The sequence below is a fragment of the Prosthecobacter sp. genome (assembly GCF_044227185.1).
In the GTDB taxonomy this organism is placed as follows: Bacteria; Verrucomicrobiota; Verrucomicrobiia; order Verrucomicrobiales; family Verrucomicrobiaceae; genus Prosthecobacter.
On record NZ_JBGAFO010000001.1, the window covers coordinates 611,986 to 629,360 of the forward strand.

Sequence of the window (17,375 nt, forward strand, 5' to 3'; positions counted from 1 at the left end):
ATGAGCGACACGACCACCGCCGCCGCCCCCGCCTGCACCATCTGCCTGACAAGCATCGACCACGACGGCGAGCCGGTGGCCTGCCCCACCTGCCAGGCGCCGTACCATCTGGAATGCTGGACGGACAATCGCGGCTGCGGAGTCTATGGCTGCCAGAGCGCGCCGCAGGTGGAGCTGCGCACGGCGCTGGAGATCCCCGTCTCGTATTGGGGGCAGGAAAACAAGCCCTGCCCGGGCTGCGGGCGCAGCATCGCAGCGGCGGCCGTGCGCTGCCGCCACTGCGGCGTGACCTTCAGCAGCGCGCAGCCGCAGGACGCGGCCGCCTTTCGTGCCAAGGAAAACCTCACGGCGCGGCTGCCTGGCACACGGCGCACGCTGCTCATCCTCTTTTCGCTCTGCATCCTGCCGCTCACGGCGCCGCTGGGCGTGGTGCTCATGGGCATCTGGTACCCGCTGCGGCTGAAGGAGGTGCGCGCGCTGCCGTCCTTCCACGGCGCCCTGTGCAAGATCGGTCTCGGCATCGGCCTGCTGGAAACGGCCGCCATCATCTTCATGAGCCTGCTCTACGGCGCCTTCCGCGCCGAGTGAGCGGGCGCCGCTGAATCTCCCACCGCACTGCTCCTTTCCTCCCATGAATCCCCGACTCCGCCGTCTTCAGGCCGACTACCAGAATGTCTCCACCACGCTGGCGGAGCACCCCACCATCCGTCTGGCAGGTGTGGAGGGCAGCCCGCCGGAGCGCTACTTCATCGACTTCTATGTGCGCGGCCTGCTGCCGGAAGGGGAGGACTCCTTCAAGGTGGGAGAGGCGCACCGTGCGGAGATCTACCTGCCCATGGACTACCCGCGCCGGCCGCCCGTGTGCCGCATGCTGACGCCGGTCTTCCACCCGAACATCGACCCGCAGAAAATCTGCATCGGCGATCACTGGAGCGCGGGGCAGACGCTGCCGCTGCTGATCTCCCGCATCGCGGAGATGATCACCTTTCAAAGCTACAATGTGAAGAGCCCGCTGAACGCGAAGGCGGCGGCCTGGGCGGAGCAAAACCTGGGCTCCCTGCCTTTGGACAAGCGTGACATGACGTGCTGAGGCGGAGATGCGCCCGCATCTGCGTGGCGTTCCGGCTGTAGGATGGGTGTGTTTGGCGGGTGGGGATGTCCTATTCGGATGCAGACCTCTTCGCCAAACCGCCCGACCGCGAGGACGTCCGTACGCGATCGTGTTTGCAGCACGCTGACAGACGGGCGGGCTTACGCCACACCCGTCCTACGAACGACCCCGCGTGCGCAGCGGGGATTCAGAGGCCGCGCTAGTGGCTCACGCTCAGCTTGTACACCACCGAGCCGGGGTTTTCTTTGCGGTCGCTGTTGTTGTTGATGCGCAGGACCACTTCGGGGCGGGAGGTCTGCACGAGGTAGGTGAAGGGCTTCAGCGTGGTTCCGGGTGGCACGAGCACGATCATCTTGCCGGGGCTGCCATCGGCGCCGGCGGGCTCTGCAATGACCACGCGGTCGTCATCTTTATAACTGGCGTTGGGATCATCGGGATTCTCGGAGGAAATGCCGCCCTTGCTCTTCCACTTCCCGCTGACGTACTCGAGGGTGATGACGTCCCCCTTTTTCACCGCGCCGATGCGGTAGCCGTTGGGAGTATTGGCCGCGATGGTGACGGTTTCCTGCCCGCCGGCAGCGGCCGCCGGTTTGGTGGAGACGGCTGCTCCTGAGGTGGAAGATGCCGCGCCTTTGGATTTTTCCGAGAGGCCCATGCGCTCCTTCATGCCTTTGATTTCATTGGCCACGGCCAGGGCTTCATCCAGCTTGGCCGCCTTGGTGTAGGTGGCCTGAAGTTTGACGAGCTCCGCCAGGTACTTTTCATCGATCGGGCGGGTGGCACGCTCACGCGCCGCTTCATAGGCGGTCTGCAGGCGCTGCATGTCGGGAGGAACGGCCGTTTGCGCCTGAGCGGAGGCAAAATGTCCGGCGGCGAGTGTGGCTAGCAGGAGCAGGGTGCGATTCATATTAAAAAGAAAACATACAAATTTCGCGGCGCTGGAATCAAGATGAATCTGCGCCGGTGGCGTGGTGGTTGACAGGGCGCGCGGCCCTTTCCATACTTTGTGCCATGCACTCCCGCCCTGAATCAGCGCTGCTGCCGCGAACCGCGCGGCTGGTGGTCGTGGGGGCGATCTGCCTTTCCCTGGGCATGCACTGGGTGCTGCTGCAGGGCATCGCGTGGACGGGGATGCTGCTGTCCTTTGCGCGTGAAGGCGCGGTGATCGAGGCGGTGCAGAAGACCTTTGACGGGCAGCATGGCTGCGCGCTGTGCAAGAAGGTGCAGGAGGGCCGCGGCTCCAGCCGCGAGCAGCCGCGGCAGGCTGGGCAGGGCTCGGTGAAAATCCATGCCGTGCTGGCGCTGGAGGTCACGCGCCTGGTGGCTCCCGCGGGAGACGTTTTTTCCTTTCCACCGCTGCATGAACAGCCGGTGCACCGCTCCGACCTTCCGGAGACACCACCGCCGCGAAGCGTGCGGATTTAAACTTCACCCGGCTGTTTTCCCAGGACAGGCCGGGCGGATTTTCTGCGCAGGAGTGCCGGGCTGAAACGCCGCGGCGCACACACCTGCCGCCGTGCATGCGCCTGCGCGGTCGCTCCTTTCTGGTGAGCAGTGTTCCGCGGCGTGAGCTGCGTTCTCATCAGAAGCCCCCGTCCGGTGGGTATCCGGGCGGGGGCAAGCCATTTTCTCCATCACGCCACACGCCATTCCCCCTCCGGGGACGCCATGTCGTGTGGCCTGCGCCCCATGCGTCCCCTTTCCTTTTTCTGCCTATCCATGTCTCTTTTCTCCACACCCCTTTTCACAGCCGCATGCGTGCTGCTGTCCTCTTCACTCCTGCAGGCGCAGGAGGCCCCCTCCGCGGAATCCCTCACACGCGGGCAGACGGTTTACATGCAGGTCTGCTTTGCCTGCCACCAGCCCACCGGGATGGGCCTGCCGCCCATGTTTCCACCCCTGGCCAGCTCCGACTGGGTGGCGGCGAAGAAGCCGGACCGCATGATCCGCATGGTGCTGCACGGGTTCACCGGCCCCATCACGGTCAATGGCAAGCCCTTCACCTCTCCGGCGCCGCTCATGCCCGCGCAGGGCGGCACGCTGAGCGACGCACAGATCGCCGATGTGCTGACCTACGTGCGCAGCAGCTTTGGCAACAAGGCCGGCGCTGTGACGGCGGAGGAAGTGAAGGCCATCCGCGAGGCTGAAAAGGCGCGCACGGCGATGTGGACGGAGGCCGAGATCCGCAAAATCCCCGCCGATTAATGCCATGCCAGAGTCACCTTCAGAATCATCATCTCCACCGCCGGGCATCCGCTATGCCTCCGCCGGCGCTGAGCACCGCATCAGCGCCGGCTCATGGCTGCGCATGGGCCTGGGCATCGGCATGGCCATCGCGGGCGTGCTGCTGTTCGGCCGCTATGCCGGAGATGCGCTCCCGCAGCAGCCGCTGCCGGTGGTGGCGCAGATCCACGGCGACCTGGAAGTCACCGAGCGCAGCGGGCAGGCGGTGAAGCTTTCCTCCTTGCGTGGAAAAGTCACCGTCATGGCCTGCCTCTACACCGTGTGCCCGCATGGCTGCGCGGCGGTGGTGCAGGAGATGCAGAAGCTGAACGCCGCCCACCGCACGCGGCCGGACTTCCATCTGGTCTCGCTGGCGGTGGCGCCGGAGCGCGACACCACGGACTTCCTGAAAGCCTACGCGGAAGGCGTGGGCGTGAAGCCGCAGGACCCGTGGTGGTTTGTGACCGGCGGGCAGCAGGCCATCTGGGACTTCATGTCCCACGAGCTGCAGCTCCAGGCCCCGGCGCCCATCCCGCAGGAAAAGCGCATCAACCCGCTGGATCTCTACGAGCACGACCTGCGCCTCGTTCTCATCGACCGCCAGGGCCGCGTGCGCGGCTACTACGCCGTCTTTCACCCCGAACCCGAGATCGCCACGCTCATGACTGAGAAGCTGGAGCGCGATGTGCAGCGGCTTCTCGACCATCCCGCAGAATGATGACGAAACACGCCCACAACGAAACCCAGGCATACCTAAACATACCACAAACCTACCATCTTATGAAACACATCCTCACGCTCGCCGCCATCCTCATGGCCCTCATCTCCTGCGATGCCGCCGAACCCGCCACCTTTCTGTACCAGGGAGAGGTGGCCGGCGTCATGTGCAGCGCCTGCTCCAGCCATGTGGAAGCCGCCCTGGCAAAAATGAAAGGAGTGCGCACGGTGAAGGTGCTGCCCGCCGCCAGGGAGGGCGGCGTGCCCAGGCTGGAGATCACCGCCACAAATGCCGCGCTGACGAAGGAAGACGCCGTGAAGGCGCTGGGGGAGTACGCCAGGACCTACGACATCCGCAGCCTGGCGCTGGTGCGGCAAAAATAGTACCACACATGCCTTGATCCCGCCGCCCCCCCTTCAAATATAACGCCTCCCATGTCCGCCACGGCTTATGCCCGCCACCGCCCTCCGCTGCTGCGCCTCGCGCAGCGCGGGGTCGTGCTGCTGCTGTGCCTTTCCCTGGGCCTGCAGTGGGCGCTGATGCAGGGCGTGGCGTGGACGGGGATGTTCATCGGCTTCGCGCGCGAGGGATCGGTGATCGAGGCCGTGCAGAAGACCTTCGACGGTCGGCATGCCTGCTCTCTTTGCAAAACAGTGAAGGAAGGAAGCCAGGAATCCAGCCCCACCAAGGACACCGGCACCGTGAAGGTGGACGACCTGGGCAGGATGGCGGCGGTGCTGGTCTGCCATGCGGTGCTGATACCACCCGCTGCGGAACCGATGTGGTTTGCACCCTGGAACCCGATGCTGGTGAAACGAAACGAGACGCCGGAGACGCCGCCGCCCAGACGCGCGCTGGCTTGATCCTGCCAGGGGCTCTTTTCTAAATAAAGCTGCTCCTCCTCCGCCCACTGCCGGACGCGCGAAGTCCGGCCGAAGCCCATGCGCATGCCGCACCGACGCGGCTGCCATTTTCACCCTCTCGTCATTTGTTCATTTGTTGATTCATGAAACCTTTCTCGATTCTCTTTTTGCTAGCTCTCTCCGGCGCTGCGCTCGCGCAGTCTGCCAAACCGACCCCAGCCTCCCAAACCATTCCGACGACGGAACTCAAGGAAGTCGTCATCACGGCGAAGCCAGATTCGCCCTCACTCACGGTTCCGAGCCTGGAGGTGCGGAAGGAGCAGATCTTCAAGTCCGTAGCCGGTGGCGCGAATGTGATGGACGCGGAATTCTACAAGACCGGCCGCGCGGCCACACTGAAGGACGCGCTGGACTTTGCCCCCGGCGTGCTGGTGCAATCGCGCTTCGGCGCGGAGGAGTCGCGCATCGCCATCCGCGGCAGCGGGCTGCAGCGCACCTTTCACGGCCGCGGCATCTGGATGATGCAGGACGGCATGCCTCTGAATCTGTCTGACGGCAGCTTTGACATGCAGGCCATCGAGCCGCTGACGGCGAACTACGTGGAGGTCTTCCGCGGGGCGAACGCGCTGCAGTATGGCTCCGCCACGCTGGGCGGCGCGATCAACTTCATCTCCAACACGGGCTACACCGCGCCGGCCTCGCAGGCGCGTGTGGAGATCGGCAGCTTCAACACCTACCGCGGGCAGATCTCCTCCGGCTTTGTGAGCGGAAACACGGATGTGTATATGAGCATCACCGCCTCTCATACCGACGGCTTCCGCGACTGGAGCAAGCAGGAGAGCTTCCGCGCGTTTGCAAACATCGGCACGAAGATCAGCCCGAACCTGGAGAACCGCTTCTACATCACCTATGTGGACAGCAATTCCCAGCTCCCCGGCAACCTGACCAAGGACCAGATGCAGAACAATCCGCAGCAGGCGGCGCCGGGCTCCTTCCTGCCCACCGTGCCCGGGGGCGCGGGGTACCAGGAGCGCGACTACCGGCTCTTCCGCGTGGCGAACAAGCTGACCTACAGCGACGGCCTGGACAACACGATCACCTTCAGCACGTTCTGGAGCTGGAAGGACCTGAACCACCCGATCTTCCAGGTGATCGACCAGCTGAGCAACGACATCGGCTTTGACCTGCGCTACGACCACAAGGGCAGCCTGCTGGGGCGTGACAACACCTTCACCGTGGGCACGGGCTTCATGTGGGGCGGCACGAACGACAACCGCTTCGTCAACACCAACGGCACGCGCGGCGCGCAGGTGGCGGCCTACCGGCTGCAGGCCACGAACTTCAACTTCTACTTCCAGGACAAGCTGCAGCTCACGCAAAGGCTCTCCTTCATCGCGGGCGCGAATGTGGCCTATGCCTCGCGCGAGCTGGATGAGCTGCAGCTCTTTCCGGCAGCGGTGCCGCCAAACACCGTGAACAACAGCGACCGCCTGGAAGCCTGGGGCTTCAGCCCGAAGCTGGGCCTGCTGTATGAGGTGGACCCCAAGACGCAGATCTACTTCAATGCGAGCCGCAGCTTTGAGCCGCCCACGATGGGAGAGGCCACGCCCGCCGGCACGGGCCTGCTGCAGCTCAAGCCGCAGACCGCCACCACGCTGGAGCTGGGCACCCGCGGCCAGCGCGAGCGCGTGAGCTGGGACTTCAGCTACTACTACGCCTGGGTGGAGCGCGAGCTGCTGGCGCTGGGCTCCCCCATCCTCACGCCCACCACCACGGTGAATGCCGGCAAGACGATCCACCAGGGGGTGGAGTTTGCCCTGAACGTGGACCTGCTGCGCAACCTGGCCGTGTCCTCCGACCACCTGATGCTGAACCAGAACTTCCTGTGGAACGACTTCCGCTTCAATGGAGACGCCGCCTATGGCAGCCGCCTGCTGCCGGGCTACTCCCCGGTCTATTACCGCGCGCAGCTTCTCTACCAGCACCCCAGCGGATTCTACGGCGGGCCCACGCTGGAGTGGTCCCCCTTCCGCTATGCGGCGGACCTGGCGCGCACCACCTTTGCCGACCCCTACGCGCTGCTGGGCCTGAAGGTGGGCTACCGCACCAAGAAGGGCCTGTCCGTTTACTTTGAAGCGCGCAACCTCACCAACGAGATCTACAGCCCCACGGTGAACGTGGTGACCAACGCCACCGTGGCCGGCAGCAACGCCGTCTTCCTCCCCGGAGATGGCCGCAGCTTTTACGGCGGCGTGGAGTGGAAGTGGTGACGCCTGACCACTCTGGGCGCGGAGCGGCGGCCGACTGCTGCTCCACGCCCCTTTTTTAACTTTCAGCTTTCAGACTGATCCAAATGACGAACCCAGAACCGAACGAAGTGAGATAGACGACTGCAAGGAGCCCGAAGGGTTGAGCGAAGCGAAATCAATGAGGAATGACGAATGAATCCCGAATGCCCAAGTCCGCGGAACGGCTCAGGCTTGTGGCATGCTCCCGCTGAGCAGGGAGTTACATCATTCGAGCTTGGTCATTGATTCGTCATTCCTCATTCTGGTTTCCTCATTCCTCTCTTCCTCCCACCAACCCTCTTTTCCAAAACCCGCCCTGCTCCCCCCTCCATGAACTCCCGCCTCATCCGCAAACTCCACCGCTGGCTCGGCCTGGCCTTCAGCATCTCTGTCTTCATGGCCGCCGGCAGCGGCATCCTGCACAATGTCATGACGCGCACGCAGGCCCCGCCGCCCCAGGCGAAGCCCTCCGGTGGCGGCATGGATGTGAATGCCATCAAGCTCACCGTCGCGGAAGCCGTGGCAAAGCTGCCCGAAGAGAAGCCCGAAGTACAGGCGGTGAACCTGCGCGGCATCGGCGGCCAGCCCTGGTACCAGATTTACACCAAGACCTCCCGCGCGCCGCAGTACGTGAGCGCCGTGGACGGCCGGGCGGACCCCGCCATGGATCAGGCCTACGCCGCGGAGATCGCCACGAATTTCCTCGGCGGCGCCGCCGTGAAGAAGACGGACTTCCTCACCGCCTTCAACAGCGAGTACATCAACATCTTCCGCATCCTGCCCGTGTACCGCTTCGATGCCGGCGATGCGCTGGACACCCGCGTCTATGTCTCCACCACCACCGGCAGCGTGACACGCCACACCGACAGGCAGCGCCAGTTTGAGGCCACCATCTTCACCAACGTCCACAAGCTCGGCTTCATTCCCAACAAGGACACCCGCGACCTCGTGCTCACGGTGGTGAACATCGGCGTCTTCCTCGTCGCCTGCCTGGGCATCGCGCTGTTCGTGGCCACGCGGCCCAGGAAAAAGTGAATTTTGCGGGCGGGGTGGAGATTTGGTTCTTCTCGATCTGTGTCTACCGCGGTTCGCAAAACTCATTTCCGTTGAGCGGGATGTTTCTTGATCGCGGATCATGGGCTTCGACGGCGGCTGGCTGAGGACAGCCAGCCCTGCCTGCGCTGGGCACTCGCATGCCTGCAGCGAGGTGGGGAGGCTGGTCCTCCAGCCTCCGCCGAACGTCTCCACGCGCCGCTGACCGGAAATCCGTTTTGGAATACGCTATAATGCGCTACATCCGCCGGTCACACCCATGAAAAAACTCCTCCTCCTCGCCACGTTTGCCACCCTTTCCCTCTGCCTGGGCACCGCCCGGGCGGAGGTCTCCGCCTCCCATGCCGCCGCGCTGGAAAAAATGTTCACCGTCATGAAACTGGACGAGCAGTATGAAGCCAGGCTCATCGCCAGCTTTGAAGCCGGCATCGGCATCACGCCAGAGCAGATCAAGGCGCTGCCCCCGGCGCAGCAGGCTAAGTTCAACGCCGCCATCACCAAAGTGCAGGCCAAGCTGATGGGCACCCTGGGCTGGACCCAGATGAAGGGCGAGATGATCGAGGCCTATGCCAAGGTCTTCTCCGAAAAGGAGGCCGGGGAGGTCATCGCCCTCATGGACACCCCCGCCGGCCAGATGCTCGCCGCCAAGGAGGTGCTGCTGGTGCGCGACATCGTCAACCTCACCCAGAGCAAGATGAAGGACCTCCTCCCCGCCATCACGCAGATCATCCAGGAGGAAATGGCGAAGTAATCCGGCCGCCGCCGGCGCTTCTCATTCTTCTTGAAATCCAGCGGGAGTCATGGCGTACGATTGCATACCCCACCCAGCCCGCCAGCCAGCCAGCCATGACCTCCTCCCGCCTTCTCCCGCTCCTCGCCGCCAGCCTGCTGCTCACGCCCTGCCTGCACGCGCAGGCGCCGGCAGCGGCACCCGCCCCCTTCACGGCAGAGCTCGTCTCCGTGGAAAAGATCTGGGACAAGGCCCCGCACAACGGCTTCACCGACCTCACGCGCTTTCAGAACCTCTTCTACTGCTGCTTCCGCGAGGGCTCGGACGCCAACGCCACCAAGGGCGAAGGTGCCATCCACATGATGATCTCCGCCAGCGGCAAGACCTGGGTGGACCACGTGACCCTCAACGAGCCCGGCACCGACCTGCGAGATCCGAAGCTCATCGTCACGCCTGACGGCAAGCGCCTCTACCTCCTGTGCGAAGGCCAGACCGCGCAGGCGCGCCAGCCGCGCTACGCCACCAGCATGGACGGCAAGGTGTGGACCCCGCTGCAGAAGCTGCTGGCCAAAGGCGACGATCTCTGGCGCGTCTCCATCAATCCGGCGGACAAACGCTTCTACGGCGTCAGCTACAACATCCACCCCAACACCGGCGGCCCCGCGCCGGAGAAGGAGTTCAGCCTCAAAACCTACGCCAGCACGGACGGCAGCGTGTGGCAGCTCTCCTCCATCCTGAACGTGCCCGGCCAGCCCACGGAGACCACGCTGCGCTTTCTCAAAGACGGCACCGCGCTCGCCCTCATCGCCCGCCAGGGCGGCGACCGCAAAGGCGTCATCGGCATGGCCAAGGCCCCGTATCGCGACTGGACCTACGCCGCCACCGGCCTCCCCCTCGGCGGCCCGAACTTCATCGAGCTGCCAGACGGCAAGCTCATCGCCGGCACCCGCGGCTTCGGCAAAACCCCAGGCCCCCACATGGTCCTCTTCGCCATGACCCCCACCAGCCTCACACCGATCTTAGAGCTGCCGAGCGGCGGCGACTGCAGCTACCCCGGATTGTACTGGGAGGACGATTTTCTCCACGTGACGTACTATTCCAGCCACGAGGGGAAGGCCGCGATTTATTATGCTCGGGTGAAGGTGAAGTGAGAGGGGGGAGGCACCAACGTCATCGTTGGCGTGCCTTCACAAACCAAACTCTTCCGGCATGGCGAACCTCCACACCGCGCTCATCGGACGCGACGATCAAATCCTCAACACCGGTGGTGGCGCTTGGGAAAAAACACGGGCCTGGCCCGCCATCGATCGTACCGATGCTCACTCGCGATGCGGACACCTCGACGTGAGACGGCTGCTCGCAAGCCGGACAATCAAAGTAAAGCCACCGTTGTGGAGGCCACGAAAAGCGAGACCGATCCAGCACTTCTTCAAGATCAGAAAGCTTGTGGCAATGCGGGCACTCGAGCTGGGGAGTCGTAGTCATGACGGAGAGCGCTTGTTATCTGGCGCGGTATCTTTCATGTGTCGTACTCTCCGCTGTCCCAAGGCTCAAAAAAGGCCATGAAGTTTCCAGGCTGCAGTTCGACGGCCCATACATCGTCCTCGCCTTCGGGTACTCGTGGCACAAGGCCGAACACCGTTCCGAATCGTGTAAGTTCAAAGGGCTGCACCTCGATGCGGCAAAACTTCACCTCGCCCAGGTCCGCAAGCCGTTGCTCATAGATGCTGCGCGCCTGCTCCGGGATCAGCCCGGCCCGCGTGCCCAGATCGTCAATGCGTGCTTCGAGAAACACGCCTCGATGATCAAACAAGAACAAGGCCACAAACTCCCTTCCCGCGGTGCCGCCATAGGCCGGCACAAAGGGCGATGTGAGAAAGAACTGCCGGCCATCCGGTAGTCTGCCAATGTGCATGGCGTGATAGTCATCGTGATTGATGGCAATGAGTTCTGGCTTGCTCATGGGATTCCATCATGCGCAAGGCTCAGCCGATCGCATCAACTCTTCGACGTTGTTTTCGAGCATGGTACGGTACTGGGCCACAAAGTATTCGGTGGCCGCGGAACGGTTCTTTGCCGCCTCGGAGTCAAGGGCCATCATGCAGTGAGCATTGTAGCGGGCCGCGGCATACATGATGACAGCGCTGACACGTGAAGTCGCGTGCTCGTGTGTCAATTCATTGGCGAGGCCGATAAACCGGTCCGCCAGATCGTAGAACTCCCGACGTTCGGGCCTTGGGTCAGAATCCATGAGCAAGGGTAGTTTGACCCGACGAATACACCAGATGAATTGATGGCGCGGATCCCAAGCCACTGCTCCATTCTTCCCGAATTTCCACGGGGGGTATACACGCGCAGGGTGTCAGGGGTCCCAGTGGAAGATGCAGAGGAGGGTTTTGCCGGATCGGGCGAGGTCAAATGCAGCAAAAAATGTGGCATGATGGCAGGAGATACCAGCGGGGAGAGGCTCTGCATCAAGCGCAGGCCTCACCCCGGCGGCTGTGTCTCAGCCAGATCTCAGCGTGTCAGTTCTGCAAACTTGCCGTCTCTGAATTTGAGGGTGAAGTCGTGCTCAGCATCAAAGGGCACGCTGAAACTCAGGCAGACCTCCGCCACCTGGCTGGGATAAAATTTGCCGGGTTCATGAACCGACACCGCACCGTGCTCGCAAGGCCGCAGGAAGGACCAGACCTCGTGCGGCTCATGAATCTCGGGCAGCATGGAAGGATCGATGCCGTAGCCTGGATCACGTGCGTATTCCAAATACTCCGGCCTCGTGCAAGTGGTGTAGTCCTCGAAGAAACGGCGCTCCACCTCCGCGCGAAAGTCTGCGCCGCTCTGCACCAGACCGACAGCACCCGTGAGAGCGATGTCCGCCGGATTTTCAGGGTCCGTCCAGAGGGTGATGCTCGACTCAAAGGGCAGTGCTCCGATGCGAAGCCTGCCCGTGACCAAGTAGGGCAGACCTCCCGGTACATAGAAGGCATCCATGGCCCCGAGAACAGGATGGGTGAGGAAGTTTTTGCGGATGTCGAGCTTCATGATTGGGACTGGGAGGAAGGGTTCTCGCGCTTTGAAGAGCGCGGGCGACCGCGCTCAAGAATCACCGCCGGTCATACCATCGGTCGTGTACCATCTGCAATGAGCATCTTCGTGATCAAGAAAAGCCACCCGTCTCCCAGGAGGCCCCGCGCCTGCAGGTCCTGCTTTGCGGCCGTGCCATGGTGATGCGCTCACCGCGGCACCACATCGCTCCAGGTGGGGTCGGTGCTCGGCCCAGGCTCCCAGGTCAGAGAGGCGAGCGGGTCGGTTTTCGCCCGCAGATAGAGGAGGAGCTCGGCAATGAAACTGCGGCGGGGGCGGCGGGCGCTCACCTGCGCGGCGGTGCCACGCTCGAAAGGGACACCCACGGCGAAGGGCGTGGACGGCGCATCGTGAGTGGAAACCTGGACCTCTGTGACCGAGTGCGGCTCCAGGGTGTACCATTCGGAAGAAGTCAGCCACCAGCCCTGGCCCTGAATCTGCCAGCCGGAAGCCGTCGCGACTTTGTAACTGCAATACGGTGAAGACCGCCCGTAGCCGTAGAACGAATAGGGCTCGTCCGTGTCATTGGTGATCTGGAAAGCGGCGACACGCCCATTCTTCCCCTCATGAAATCCCACGAAGCGGATGGAAGGGCCGGGCCGCCAGAAATGCGCCACCAGAGCGGCGGCCAGGATCATCCCCAGGAGCGAGCCAAGGATGAGCCAACAGGTTTTTCTTTGCGGCCATGTCATGGTGCTTGCGGCTACGGCCGCGCGGTGTTGCTCCAGGTGAATTCTGGATGGGCGGAGCCCGGCAGGATTTTCTTCTGCAAATGCAGGATGAGCATGGACATGAAGGTGGGCTTGACCCGCAAGGCTTTTAAGTCTGCGGCGGTGCCACGCTCGAAACGGACGCCCACGGCAAAGGGCGACTCAGGCCGGGGAACCGAGACCTGAATCTCCATGACCGAGTGCGGCGCGAGAGTGTGCCATTGGAGGCCCGTCAGGCACCAGGTGGCGTGCTGGATATCAACGGGAGAAGGCCCGTCGATTTTGTAGCTGAAGGCCGGCGCGGAGGGGTCGCCGCCAAAGTAGGAGTAGGGCTCGTCCGTGTCATTGGCGACGCGGAAGGTGGCCATCTTTCCATGCTTCGCCTCCATAAACCCCACGAAGCGGATCGAAGGTCCGGGCCGCCAGAGAAACAAGAGGAGGGCTCCCACCAGCAGCAGACCGATGAGCGAGCCGAGGATGATCCAGCGGGTTTTTCTTTGGGACCAAGTCATGGTGATGTGTGCGTTTGCGGGTGCACCGTGTCGCTCCAGATGGGTTCTGGATAGGCGAAGTCCGGTTGGATTTTCATCCGCAGTTTCAGGATGAGTACAGACATGAAGCTGAGGCCGGGCCCGCGAGCGCTTATCTCTGCGGGGGTGCCGCGCTCGAGATAAATACCCACCTTGAAGGGAGATGAAGACGCATCGTGAGGAGCAGGCACCATAATCTCGGTCTCCGCATGCGGCGCCATGGTGAACCAATCGCCGCGTGTACAGTTCCAGACGTCAGACTGAACCTTCCAGCCGGAAGCCTCTTGAATTTTGTAGCTGTAAAGCGGGAGGTTCATTGCGTAACCCGTGAATGAATACGGATCGTCCGTGTCATTGGCGATCCGGAAGGTGACCACCTTTCCATGCTTCGCCTCCTGAAAACCCACGAAGCGGATGGATGGGCCGGGCCGCCAGAGGCACAGGAGAATCCCGCCCACCAGCAGCAGGCCGATGAGCGAGCCGAGGATGATCCAGCGGGTTTTTCTTTGGGGCCAGGGCATGAGGATGTGTGCGGCTAGGGCTAGGGTTGCGCGACTTCGCTCCAGGTGGGTTTCAGATCCCCGGAGCCTGGCTGGATTTTCTCCCGAAGATACGTGAGGAGATCGGAGATGAAGTTGGAGTAGGCAGGCGTCATCAACTGCTCGGCCGAACCGCGTTCGAGATAAACGCCCACCTTGAAGAGCGCTGAGGGCGCCTCTGGAGAAACGGCCACCTCAAACTCCGTCACCGCATGGGGCGCAACCGTGAACCACGCCGTATTCGGGCGGATCTCGCCCAGATAAAGATCCTTCCAGCCGGAAGGCCCCTGAGTTTTGTAACTGCAGACTGGGGAGAACGGCCCGTCGCCCAAGAACGAATACGGGTCGTCCCTGTCATTGGCGATCTGAAACGAAGCCAGCTTTCCATGCTGTCCCTCCTGGAAACCCACGAAGCGGATCGAAGGCCCGGGCCGCCAGAGAAACAAGAGGAGGGCTCCCACCAGCAGAAGGCCGAAGAGCGAGAAAAGGATGAGCCTGGATTTCATGCAGAGGCGGCAGAGCGCGTGGTGGTGGTGGCGGTGGAGTCAGGCGGAAGGGAGGGCTTCATTCATGGGCTGGCCTGGAACAGCACGCTCCATCACTCCAATGTCTTGGAGTCTGAGGGTGCAGGCTGCGGCTGCGGCGCCGCCCGCGGGCTGCGGCTGCGGCGGTCGAGCCATTTCATCATGGATGGCACGGGGACAAACGTGACCAGCAGCACGATGAGCAGACCGCGATCCCCAGCAGGCACGAGCGGGAGCGCGATGCTGAGCGCAAAGCCCAGGCCCGAAAGCAGCGCCAGGTACAGCAGCACCGTGCGCCATGCAAAAGGGCCGCCGGCGGAGAGCCGGTGGAAAAGCAGCGCCGCCGGCAGAAGACAGAAGCCCTGGAGATAGGCGGGGACGCCGAGCGCGCTGCCCAGCGCAAACCCCAGCACCACGGCCAGCAGGACCAGCGCGGTGTTTCGCAGCAGCAGCAGGGAGATCTCACACAGAAGCTTCATACGAGGTGGCGGCGGTGAGCGAATGAGGAACGGTGCAGGCCTGGGCGAGTGCCAGGTCTGCCCTGCATGCTAGCAAGCCGCCCCCCACCTGCGCAAGCACGGCTTGCCAGCAGGCGGCGGCTGCCCGGGCGGAAGTGTTCAGCGACAGCCCTCCCTCACCTCGGGGTGCGTGTTGATGTAGGTGTTGAGGCCTTTGCCCCCGTCTGCCAGGCGCTTCATCGCCCGCACGTGGGCTGCGCCGATGATGGAGGCAGGGTAGTCATAGGTGCCGCCTCTTCTGAAGCGGATGCGGATCCAGTCCGCGCCGTACTCGTAGGCGGCGATGCCGGAGTCTCCGCTTCTGTCTTGATATGATTTCATGGTAGGACTTGGCATCCGCCGGGGTTACCGTAAATTCGCACCCCGGCGCGGATGTGGATTGTCCCTGATGGCTGGAACGTTGGCAGCGGGGCCGGGGTGCAGGACCCCGCAATGCTACGGGAGCGTCCGATGGCGGCGAGAAGCCCACGGTCTCGGGCATGCGCTTTACGGCTGGACGACGTCGCTCCAGGTGGGGTCCGGGTCTGCGGAGCCGGTGATCTTTTCACGCAGCAGAGAGATGAGTCCGGAAAAGAACCGGCTGACGCCGCTGTGAGTGCGGTCGGTGAGCTGTGTGGCGCTGCCACGCTCAAAATAGATGCCGATGACAAAGGGAGCCGCGGAGGCTTCCTGAACGTCCCGCACGGACACCTCAAACTCAGTGACGGAATGGGGCGCGAGCGTGTGCCACCCGGAGCCGGTGCCGCACCAGCCCATGGCGTGAGCCCGCCAGCCTGCAGGCTCGTAGATTTTGCAGCAGTAGTGCGGAAACTTCAGCCCCTCGCTAAAAATGGAATAGGGCGCACCGGAGTCATTGACCATTTTGAAGACGGCCACCCGCCCTTGGTTCTCACCCTTGAACGCCACGAAGCGAATCGACGGACCGGGCCTCCAGAAGACGCCGACGAGGAGGAGACCCACGAGCGAGAGAAGAATGAGCCTGGGTTGCATAAGGGGGCATCAAGAACGCATGGGAGTGGCGAGGAACGAGGGTGCACGATGTGACCCAAGAACCACGCTGCATGATGGACATGCCTTGGGGTGGAAGTGTGCAGCCAGGCCGTCTCAGCTCAGACGAGGCCTGGACCTGCCACGTTTTCGGAGCTGATGCTGATAGTGGCCAGGTCTCCCTCCAGCAGCTTCAGATCTTCGGGATCGGTGATGCCCGCCGCGGCCTGGCGTGCGGCGGCCAGGTGCGCCAGCGCGGCCTGCGGCTGCGTGAGCGAGAGGGCGCGGGCCATGGCCTCATGACCAAAGGCCACATGAAAGGGGTGAAGCTGATGCTGCAGGGCCGTCTCCAGCGCACGGCGGGCGTGATACAGCGCGGTGTCCGGCTGGCGCAGCACGGCATGCACGCGGGCCACCTGCCACTCGCCGATGGCGAGGTTTTCCGCATTTCCCACAAAGCCCCAGTGGAGGCGCGAGGCATGCGCGCTGTGGCTCATGAGGGCGTCGTCCTCCGGAGTGCGGTCCGGTTTGTCCAGCAGCGTCCAGGTTTCATTGAAGAGGTCCACGGCCATCTTTTTGTGAAACTGCGTTTCGGTGAGCGCGGGCTCTCCGGTCTTCACGGCAGACGTGGCGGTGGTGCTCATGGCGGAGCGTTTTAGCCTGCCGGGCCGGTCCAGGGCAATCCAAAAGTTAAGACTCAGGAGGAGGAGGCTTGTGACGGAAGATTTAGCGAATGGCTTCATTCCACCGGTTGACGTCGAAGCTCGGCAATGTGCTTTTGATGACCTGCTCAATCGTCGCCACCTGACTGGCATAGGCTCCGTCCGCAAAGTGGAACGTCATCTGCTGATAGCACTTTCCCCATTCGCTCCCGTGGAGAAGAAACACCACCGTGACGGACGTTCCCGTTCTAGAAATGAGCCGGTCATAGCCGTCAAACTTAGTGCGCACGGGATTGGGACCGCAAATCTCTTTCAGCACATAGGCCTCGGGAGATTTGTACCCCTCCACTGCACGAAGGCGCTCGGAGCAATATCCGAGACTCATCGCCTCAATGGAAAGATCGCCCTTTGGGGACGTGAAGCGAGCCCACCATCGAATGTCTTCCTTTTTGGCCTTCGGGTCCTCCACGAACGACTGCGGATAGGCAAAAGTGAGCGAGGCCAAACCCCGATCATAGACCGCATTTTTGCCTGGCTCCCCGCCCCCGGCCGACACGTGCCAGACCATCATGAGGGAGACCAGTGCGGTCTTCATGGTTTTCCATATCAATGCCCTTCCAGCCCCTTTGCTCCGCACCAGGCCAATGTCCTCCTCCAGCCGCCGCGTCCACTCGGGGCAGGGGCGGTCATAGGGCAGGCCCAGTTTGTCCCGCAGCTCCGCCCAGGTGGCGCCGGCACGGCTGCGCCTCAGGTGCTGCTGGATGGCGGCTTTGAATTCGTGGTAGTTCATGGCAGTCGCGGAACGAGGCACGCTGGGGCAGACGGCCGGGCCGTG

General features: G+C 63.1%; 24 protein-coding genes. 11 read left to right on the forward strand and 13 right to left on the reverse strand.

What is annotated here, in order from left to right; genetic code table 11:
- Positions 1-588 (forward strand): RING finger protein, encoded by a 588-nt coding sequence (locus ACILSQ_RS02495; protein ID WP_395741997.1) that lies wholly within the window; start codon positions 1-3, stop codon positions 586-588.
- 43 nt (positions 589-631) lie between these two features.
- Positions 632-1,090 (forward strand): ubiquitin-conjugating enzyme E2, encoded by a 459-nt coding sequence (locus ACILSQ_RS02500; RefSeq protein WP_395741998.1) that lies wholly within the window; start codon positions 632-634, stop codon positions 1,088-1,090.
- Positions 1,091-1,310: 220 nt separating this feature from the next.
- Here the strand turns inward: ACILSQ_RS02500 and ACILSQ_RS02505 are convergent, their stop codons facing one another.
- Entirely contained in the window at positions 1,311-2,018 is a 708-nt protein-coding gene (locus ACILSQ_RS02505; protein ID WP_395741999.1) for a hypothetical protein, read from the reverse strand.
- Positions 2,019-2,122: 104 nt separating this feature from the next.
- On the opposite strand from ACILSQ_RS02505, the gene ACILSQ_RS02510 reads away from it, so the two are divergent.
- The 9 genes from ACILSQ_RS02510 to ACILSQ_RS02550 all read left to right on the forward strand — a co-directional run bounded on the left by ACILSQ_RS02510 (position 2,123) and on the right by ACILSQ_RS02550 (position 10,137).
- Positions 2,123-2,536 carry a hypothetical protein gene (locus ACILSQ_RS02510; protein WP_395742000.1) on the forward strand — a complete coding sequence of 138 codons (414 nt, stop codon included), beginning with the start codon at positions 2,123-2,125 and terminating at the stop codon, positions 2,534-2,536.
- Positions 2,537-2,830: 294 nt separating this feature from the next.
- Positions 2,831-3,316, forward strand: coding sequence for a c-type cytochrome (locus ACILSQ_RS02515; protein WP_395742001.1), 486 nt, complete (start codon positions 2,831-2,833; stop codon positions 3,314-3,316).
- A gap of 4 nt (positions 3,317-3,320) precedes the next feature.
- Positions 3,321-4,052 (forward strand): SCO family protein, encoded by a 732-nt coding sequence (locus ACILSQ_RS02520; RefSeq protein ID WP_395742002.1) that lies wholly within the window; start codon positions 3,321-3,323, stop codon positions 4,050-4,052.
- 62 nt (positions 4,053-4,114) lie between these two features.
- The gene (locus ACILSQ_RS02525; protein ID WP_395742003.1) at positions 4,115-4,435 is read left to right on the forward strand and encodes a heavy metal-associated domain-containing protein; all 321 of its coding nucleotides are present in this window, start codon (positions 4,115-4,117) and stop codon (positions 4,433-4,435) included.
- A gap of 51 nt (positions 4,436-4,486) precedes the next feature.
- Complete coding sequence (locus ACILSQ_RS02530; protein ID WP_395742004.1) at positions 4,487-4,915, forward strand: hypothetical protein; 429 nt, start codon at positions 4,487-4,489, stop codon at positions 4,913-4,915.
- A gap of 143 nt (positions 4,916-5,058) precedes the next feature.
- Entirely contained in the window at positions 5,059-7,185 is a 2,127-nt protein-coding gene (locus ACILSQ_RS02535) for a TonB-dependent receptor family protein (protein ID WP_395742005.1), read from the forward strand.
- Between the two features lie 348 nt (positions 7,186-7,533).
- Complete coding sequence (locus ACILSQ_RS02540) at positions 7,534-8,238, forward strand: hypothetical protein (protein WP_395742006.1); 705 nt, start codon at positions 7,534-7,536, stop codon at positions 8,236-8,238.
- 277 nt (positions 8,239-8,515) lie between these two features.
- Positions 8,516-9,007 carry a DUF2059 domain-containing protein gene (locus tag ACILSQ_RS02545; RefSeq protein WP_395742007.1) on the forward strand — a complete coding sequence of 164 codons (492 nt, stop codon included), beginning with the start codon at positions 8,516-8,518 and terminating at the stop codon, positions 9,005-9,007.
- A gap of 95 nt (positions 9,008-9,102) precedes the next feature.
- Positions 9,103-10,137 (forward strand): exo-alpha-sialidase, encoded by a 1,035-nt coding sequence (locus ACILSQ_RS02550; RefSeq protein WP_395742008.1) that lies wholly within the window; start codon positions 9,103-9,105, stop codon positions 10,135-10,137.
- Positions 10,138-10,505: 368 nt separating this feature from the next.
- Here ACILSQ_RS02550 and ACILSQ_RS02555 read toward each other — a convergent pair whose 3' ends face one another.
- From ACILSQ_RS02555 to ACILSQ_RS02610, 12 genes are all read right to left on the reverse strand, one after another.
- Positions 10,506-10,949, reverse strand: coding sequence for a hypothetical protein (locus ACILSQ_RS02555; protein ID WP_395742009.1), 444 nt, complete (start codon positions 10,947-10,949; stop codon positions 10,506-10,508).
- Positions 10,950-10,958: 9 nt separating this feature from the next.
- Positions 10,959-11,237 carry a DUF3144 domain-containing protein gene (locus ACILSQ_RS02560; protein WP_395742010.1) on the reverse strand — a complete coding sequence of 93 codons (279 nt, stop codon included), beginning with the start codon at positions 11,235-11,237 and terminating at the stop codon, positions 10,959-10,961.
- 266 nt (positions 11,238-11,503) lie between these two features.
- Positions 11,504-12,028, reverse strand: a complete 525-nt coding sequence (locus ACILSQ_RS02565; protein WP_395742011.1) for a DUF6985 domain-containing protein — start codon at positions 12,026-12,028, stop codon at positions 11,504-11,506.
- 191 nt (positions 12,029-12,219) lie between these two features.
- A complete protein-coding gene (locus ACILSQ_RS02570; protein ID WP_395742012.1) occupies positions 12,220-12,762 on the reverse strand; it encodes a hypothetical protein in 543 nt (180 codons plus the stop codon).
- 11 nt (positions 12,763-12,773) lie between these two features.
- Positions 12,774-13,292, reverse strand: a complete 519-nt coding sequence (locus ACILSQ_RS02575; protein WP_395742013.1) for a hypothetical protein — start codon at positions 13,290-13,292, stop codon at positions 12,774-12,776.
- A complete protein-coding gene (locus ACILSQ_RS02580; protein ID WP_395742014.1) occupies positions 13,289-13,831 on the reverse strand; it encodes a hypothetical protein in 543 nt (180 codons plus the stop codon). The genes ACILSQ_RS02575 and ACILSQ_RS02580 overlap by 4 nt, the downstream gene beginning before the upstream one ends.
- Before the next feature lie 20 nt (positions 13,832-13,851).
- Positions 13,852-14,355: a hypothetical protein gene (locus ACILSQ_RS02585; RefSeq protein ID WP_395742015.1), complete on the reverse strand. Its 504-nt coding sequence runs from the start codon at positions 14,353-14,355 to the stop codon at positions 13,852-13,854.
- A gap of 92 nt (positions 14,356-14,447) precedes the next feature.
- Positions 14,448-14,852, reverse strand: a complete 405-nt coding sequence (locus ACILSQ_RS02590; RefSeq protein WP_395742016.1) for a hypothetical protein — start codon at positions 14,850-14,852, stop codon at positions 14,448-14,450.
- A gap of 138 nt (positions 14,853-14,990) precedes the next feature.
- On the reverse strand, positions 14,991-15,212 hold the full coding sequence (locus ACILSQ_RS02595) for a hypothetical protein (RefSeq protein WP_395742017.1): 222 nt from the start codon (positions 15,210-15,212) through the stop codon (positions 14,991-14,993).
- A gap of 165 nt (positions 15,213-15,377) precedes the next feature.
- A complete protein-coding gene (locus ACILSQ_RS02600; protein ID WP_395742018.1) occupies positions 15,378-15,881 on the reverse strand; it encodes a hypothetical protein in 504 nt (167 codons plus the stop codon).
- Positions 15,882-16,000: 119 nt separating this feature from the next.
- On the reverse strand, positions 16,001-16,522 hold the full coding sequence (locus ACILSQ_RS02605) for a hypothetical protein (RefSeq protein WP_395742019.1): 522 nt from the start codon (positions 16,520-16,522) through the stop codon (positions 16,001-16,003).
- Positions 16,523-16,604: 82 nt separating this feature from the next.
- Positions 16,605-17,330, reverse strand: a complete 726-nt coding sequence (locus ACILSQ_RS02610; RefSeq protein ID WP_395742020.1) for a hypothetical protein — start codon at positions 17,328-17,330, stop codon at positions 16,605-16,607.
- Positions 17,331-17,375 lie beyond the last annotated feature (45 nt).

What these genes read in the sequence shown, in the direction of transcription:
- ACILSQ_RS02530 (WP_395742004.1), top strand. Translation starts at nt 4,487, where the DNA reads ATGTCCGCCACGGCTTATGCCCGCCACCGCCCTCCGCTGCTGCGCCTC.
- ACILSQ_RS02555 (WP_395742009.1), bottom strand. Translation starts at nt 10,949, where the DNA reads ATGAGCAAGCCAGAACTCATTGCCATCAATCACGATGACTATCACGCC.
- ACILSQ_RS02570 (WP_395742012.1), bottom strand. Translation starts at nt 12,762, where the DNA reads ATGACATGGCCGCAAAGAAAAACCTGTTGGCTCATCCTTGGCTCGCTC.
- ACILSQ_RS02515 (WP_395742001.1), top strand. Translation starts at nt 2,831, where the DNA reads ATGTCTCTTTTCTCCACACCCCTTTTCACAGCCGCATGCGTGCTGCTG.
- ACILSQ_RS02545 (WP_395742007.1), top strand. Translation starts at nt 8,516, where the DNA reads ATGAAAAAACTCCTCCTCCTCGCCACGTTTGCCACCCTTTCCCTCTGC.
- ACILSQ_RS02510 (WP_395742000.1), top strand. Translation starts at nt 2,123, where the DNA reads ATGCACTCCCGCCCTGAATCAGCGCTGCTGCCGCGAACCGCGCGGCTG.
- ACILSQ_RS02560 (WP_395742010.1), bottom strand. Translation starts at nt 11,237, where the DNA reads ATGGATTCTGACCCAAGGCCCGAACGTCGGGAGTTCTACGATCTGGCG.
- ACILSQ_RS02585 (WP_395742015.1), bottom strand. Translation starts at nt 14,355, where the DNA reads ATGAAATCCAGGCTCATCCTTTTCTCGCTCTTCGGCCTTCTGCTGGTG.
- ACILSQ_RS02590 (WP_395742016.1), bottom strand. Translation starts at nt 14,852, where the DNA reads ATGAAGCTTCTGTGTGAGATCTCCCTGCTGCTGCTGCGAAACACCGCG.
- ACILSQ_RS02600 (WP_395742018.1), bottom strand. Translation starts at nt 15,881, where the DNA reads ATGCAACCCAGGCTCATTCTTCTCTCGCTCGTGGGTCTCCTCCTCGTC.
- ACILSQ_RS02565 (WP_395742011.1), bottom strand. Translation starts at nt 12,028, where the DNA reads ATGAAGCTCGACATCCGCAAAAACTTCCTCACCCATCCTGTTCTCGGG.
- ACILSQ_RS02610 (WP_395742020.1), bottom strand. Translation starts at nt 17,330, where the DNA reads ATGAACTACCACGAATTCAAAGCCGCCATCCAGCAGCACCTGAGGCGC.
- ACILSQ_RS02540 (WP_395742006.1), top strand. Translation starts at nt 7,534, where the DNA reads ATGAACTCCCGCCTCATCCGCAAACTCCACCGCTGGCTCGGCCTGGCC.
- ACILSQ_RS02535 (WP_395742005.1), top strand. Translation starts at nt 5,059, where the DNA reads ATGAAACCTTTCTCGATTCTCTTTTTGCTAGCTCTCTCCGGCGCTGCG.
- ACILSQ_RS02580 (WP_395742014.1), bottom strand. Translation starts at nt 13,831, where the DNA reads ATGCCCTGGCCCCAAAGAAAAACCCGCTGGATCATCCTCGGCTCGCTC.
- ACILSQ_RS02500 (WP_395741998.1), top strand. Translation starts at nt 632, where the DNA reads ATGAATCCCCGACTCCGCCGTCTTCAGGCCGACTACCAGAATGTCTCC.
- ACILSQ_RS02595 (WP_395742017.1), bottom strand. Translation starts at nt 15,212, where the DNA reads ATGAAATCATATCAAGACAGAAGCGGAGACTCCGGCATCGCCGCCTAC.
- ACILSQ_RS02550 (WP_395742008.1), top strand. Translation starts at nt 9,103, where the DNA reads ATGACCTCCTCCCGCCTTCTCCCGCTCCTCGCCGCCAGCCTGCTGCTC.
- ACILSQ_RS02520 (WP_395742002.1), top strand. Translation starts at nt 3,321, where the DNA reads ATGCCAGAGTCACCTTCAGAATCATCATCTCCACCGCCGGGCATCCGC.
- ACILSQ_RS02505 (WP_395741999.1), bottom strand. Translation starts at nt 2,018, where the DNA reads ATGAATCGCACCCTGCTCCTGCTAGCCACACTCGCCGCCGGACATTTT.
- ACILSQ_RS02495 (WP_395741997.1), top strand. Translation starts at nt 1, where the DNA reads ATGAGCGACACGACCACCGCCGCCGCCCCCGCCTGCACCATCTGCCTG.
- ACILSQ_RS02605 (WP_395742019.1), bottom strand. Translation starts at nt 16,522, where the DNA reads ATGAGCACCACCGCCACGTCTGCCGTGAAGACCGGAGAGCCCGCGCTC.
- ACILSQ_RS02525 (WP_395742003.1), top strand. Translation starts at nt 4,115, where the DNA reads ATGAAACACATCCTCACGCTCGCCGCCATCCTCATGGCCCTCATCTCC.
- ACILSQ_RS02575 (WP_395742013.1), bottom strand. Translation starts at nt 13,292, where the DNA reads ATGACTTGGTCCCAAAGAAAAACCCGCTGGATCATCCTCGGCTCGCTC.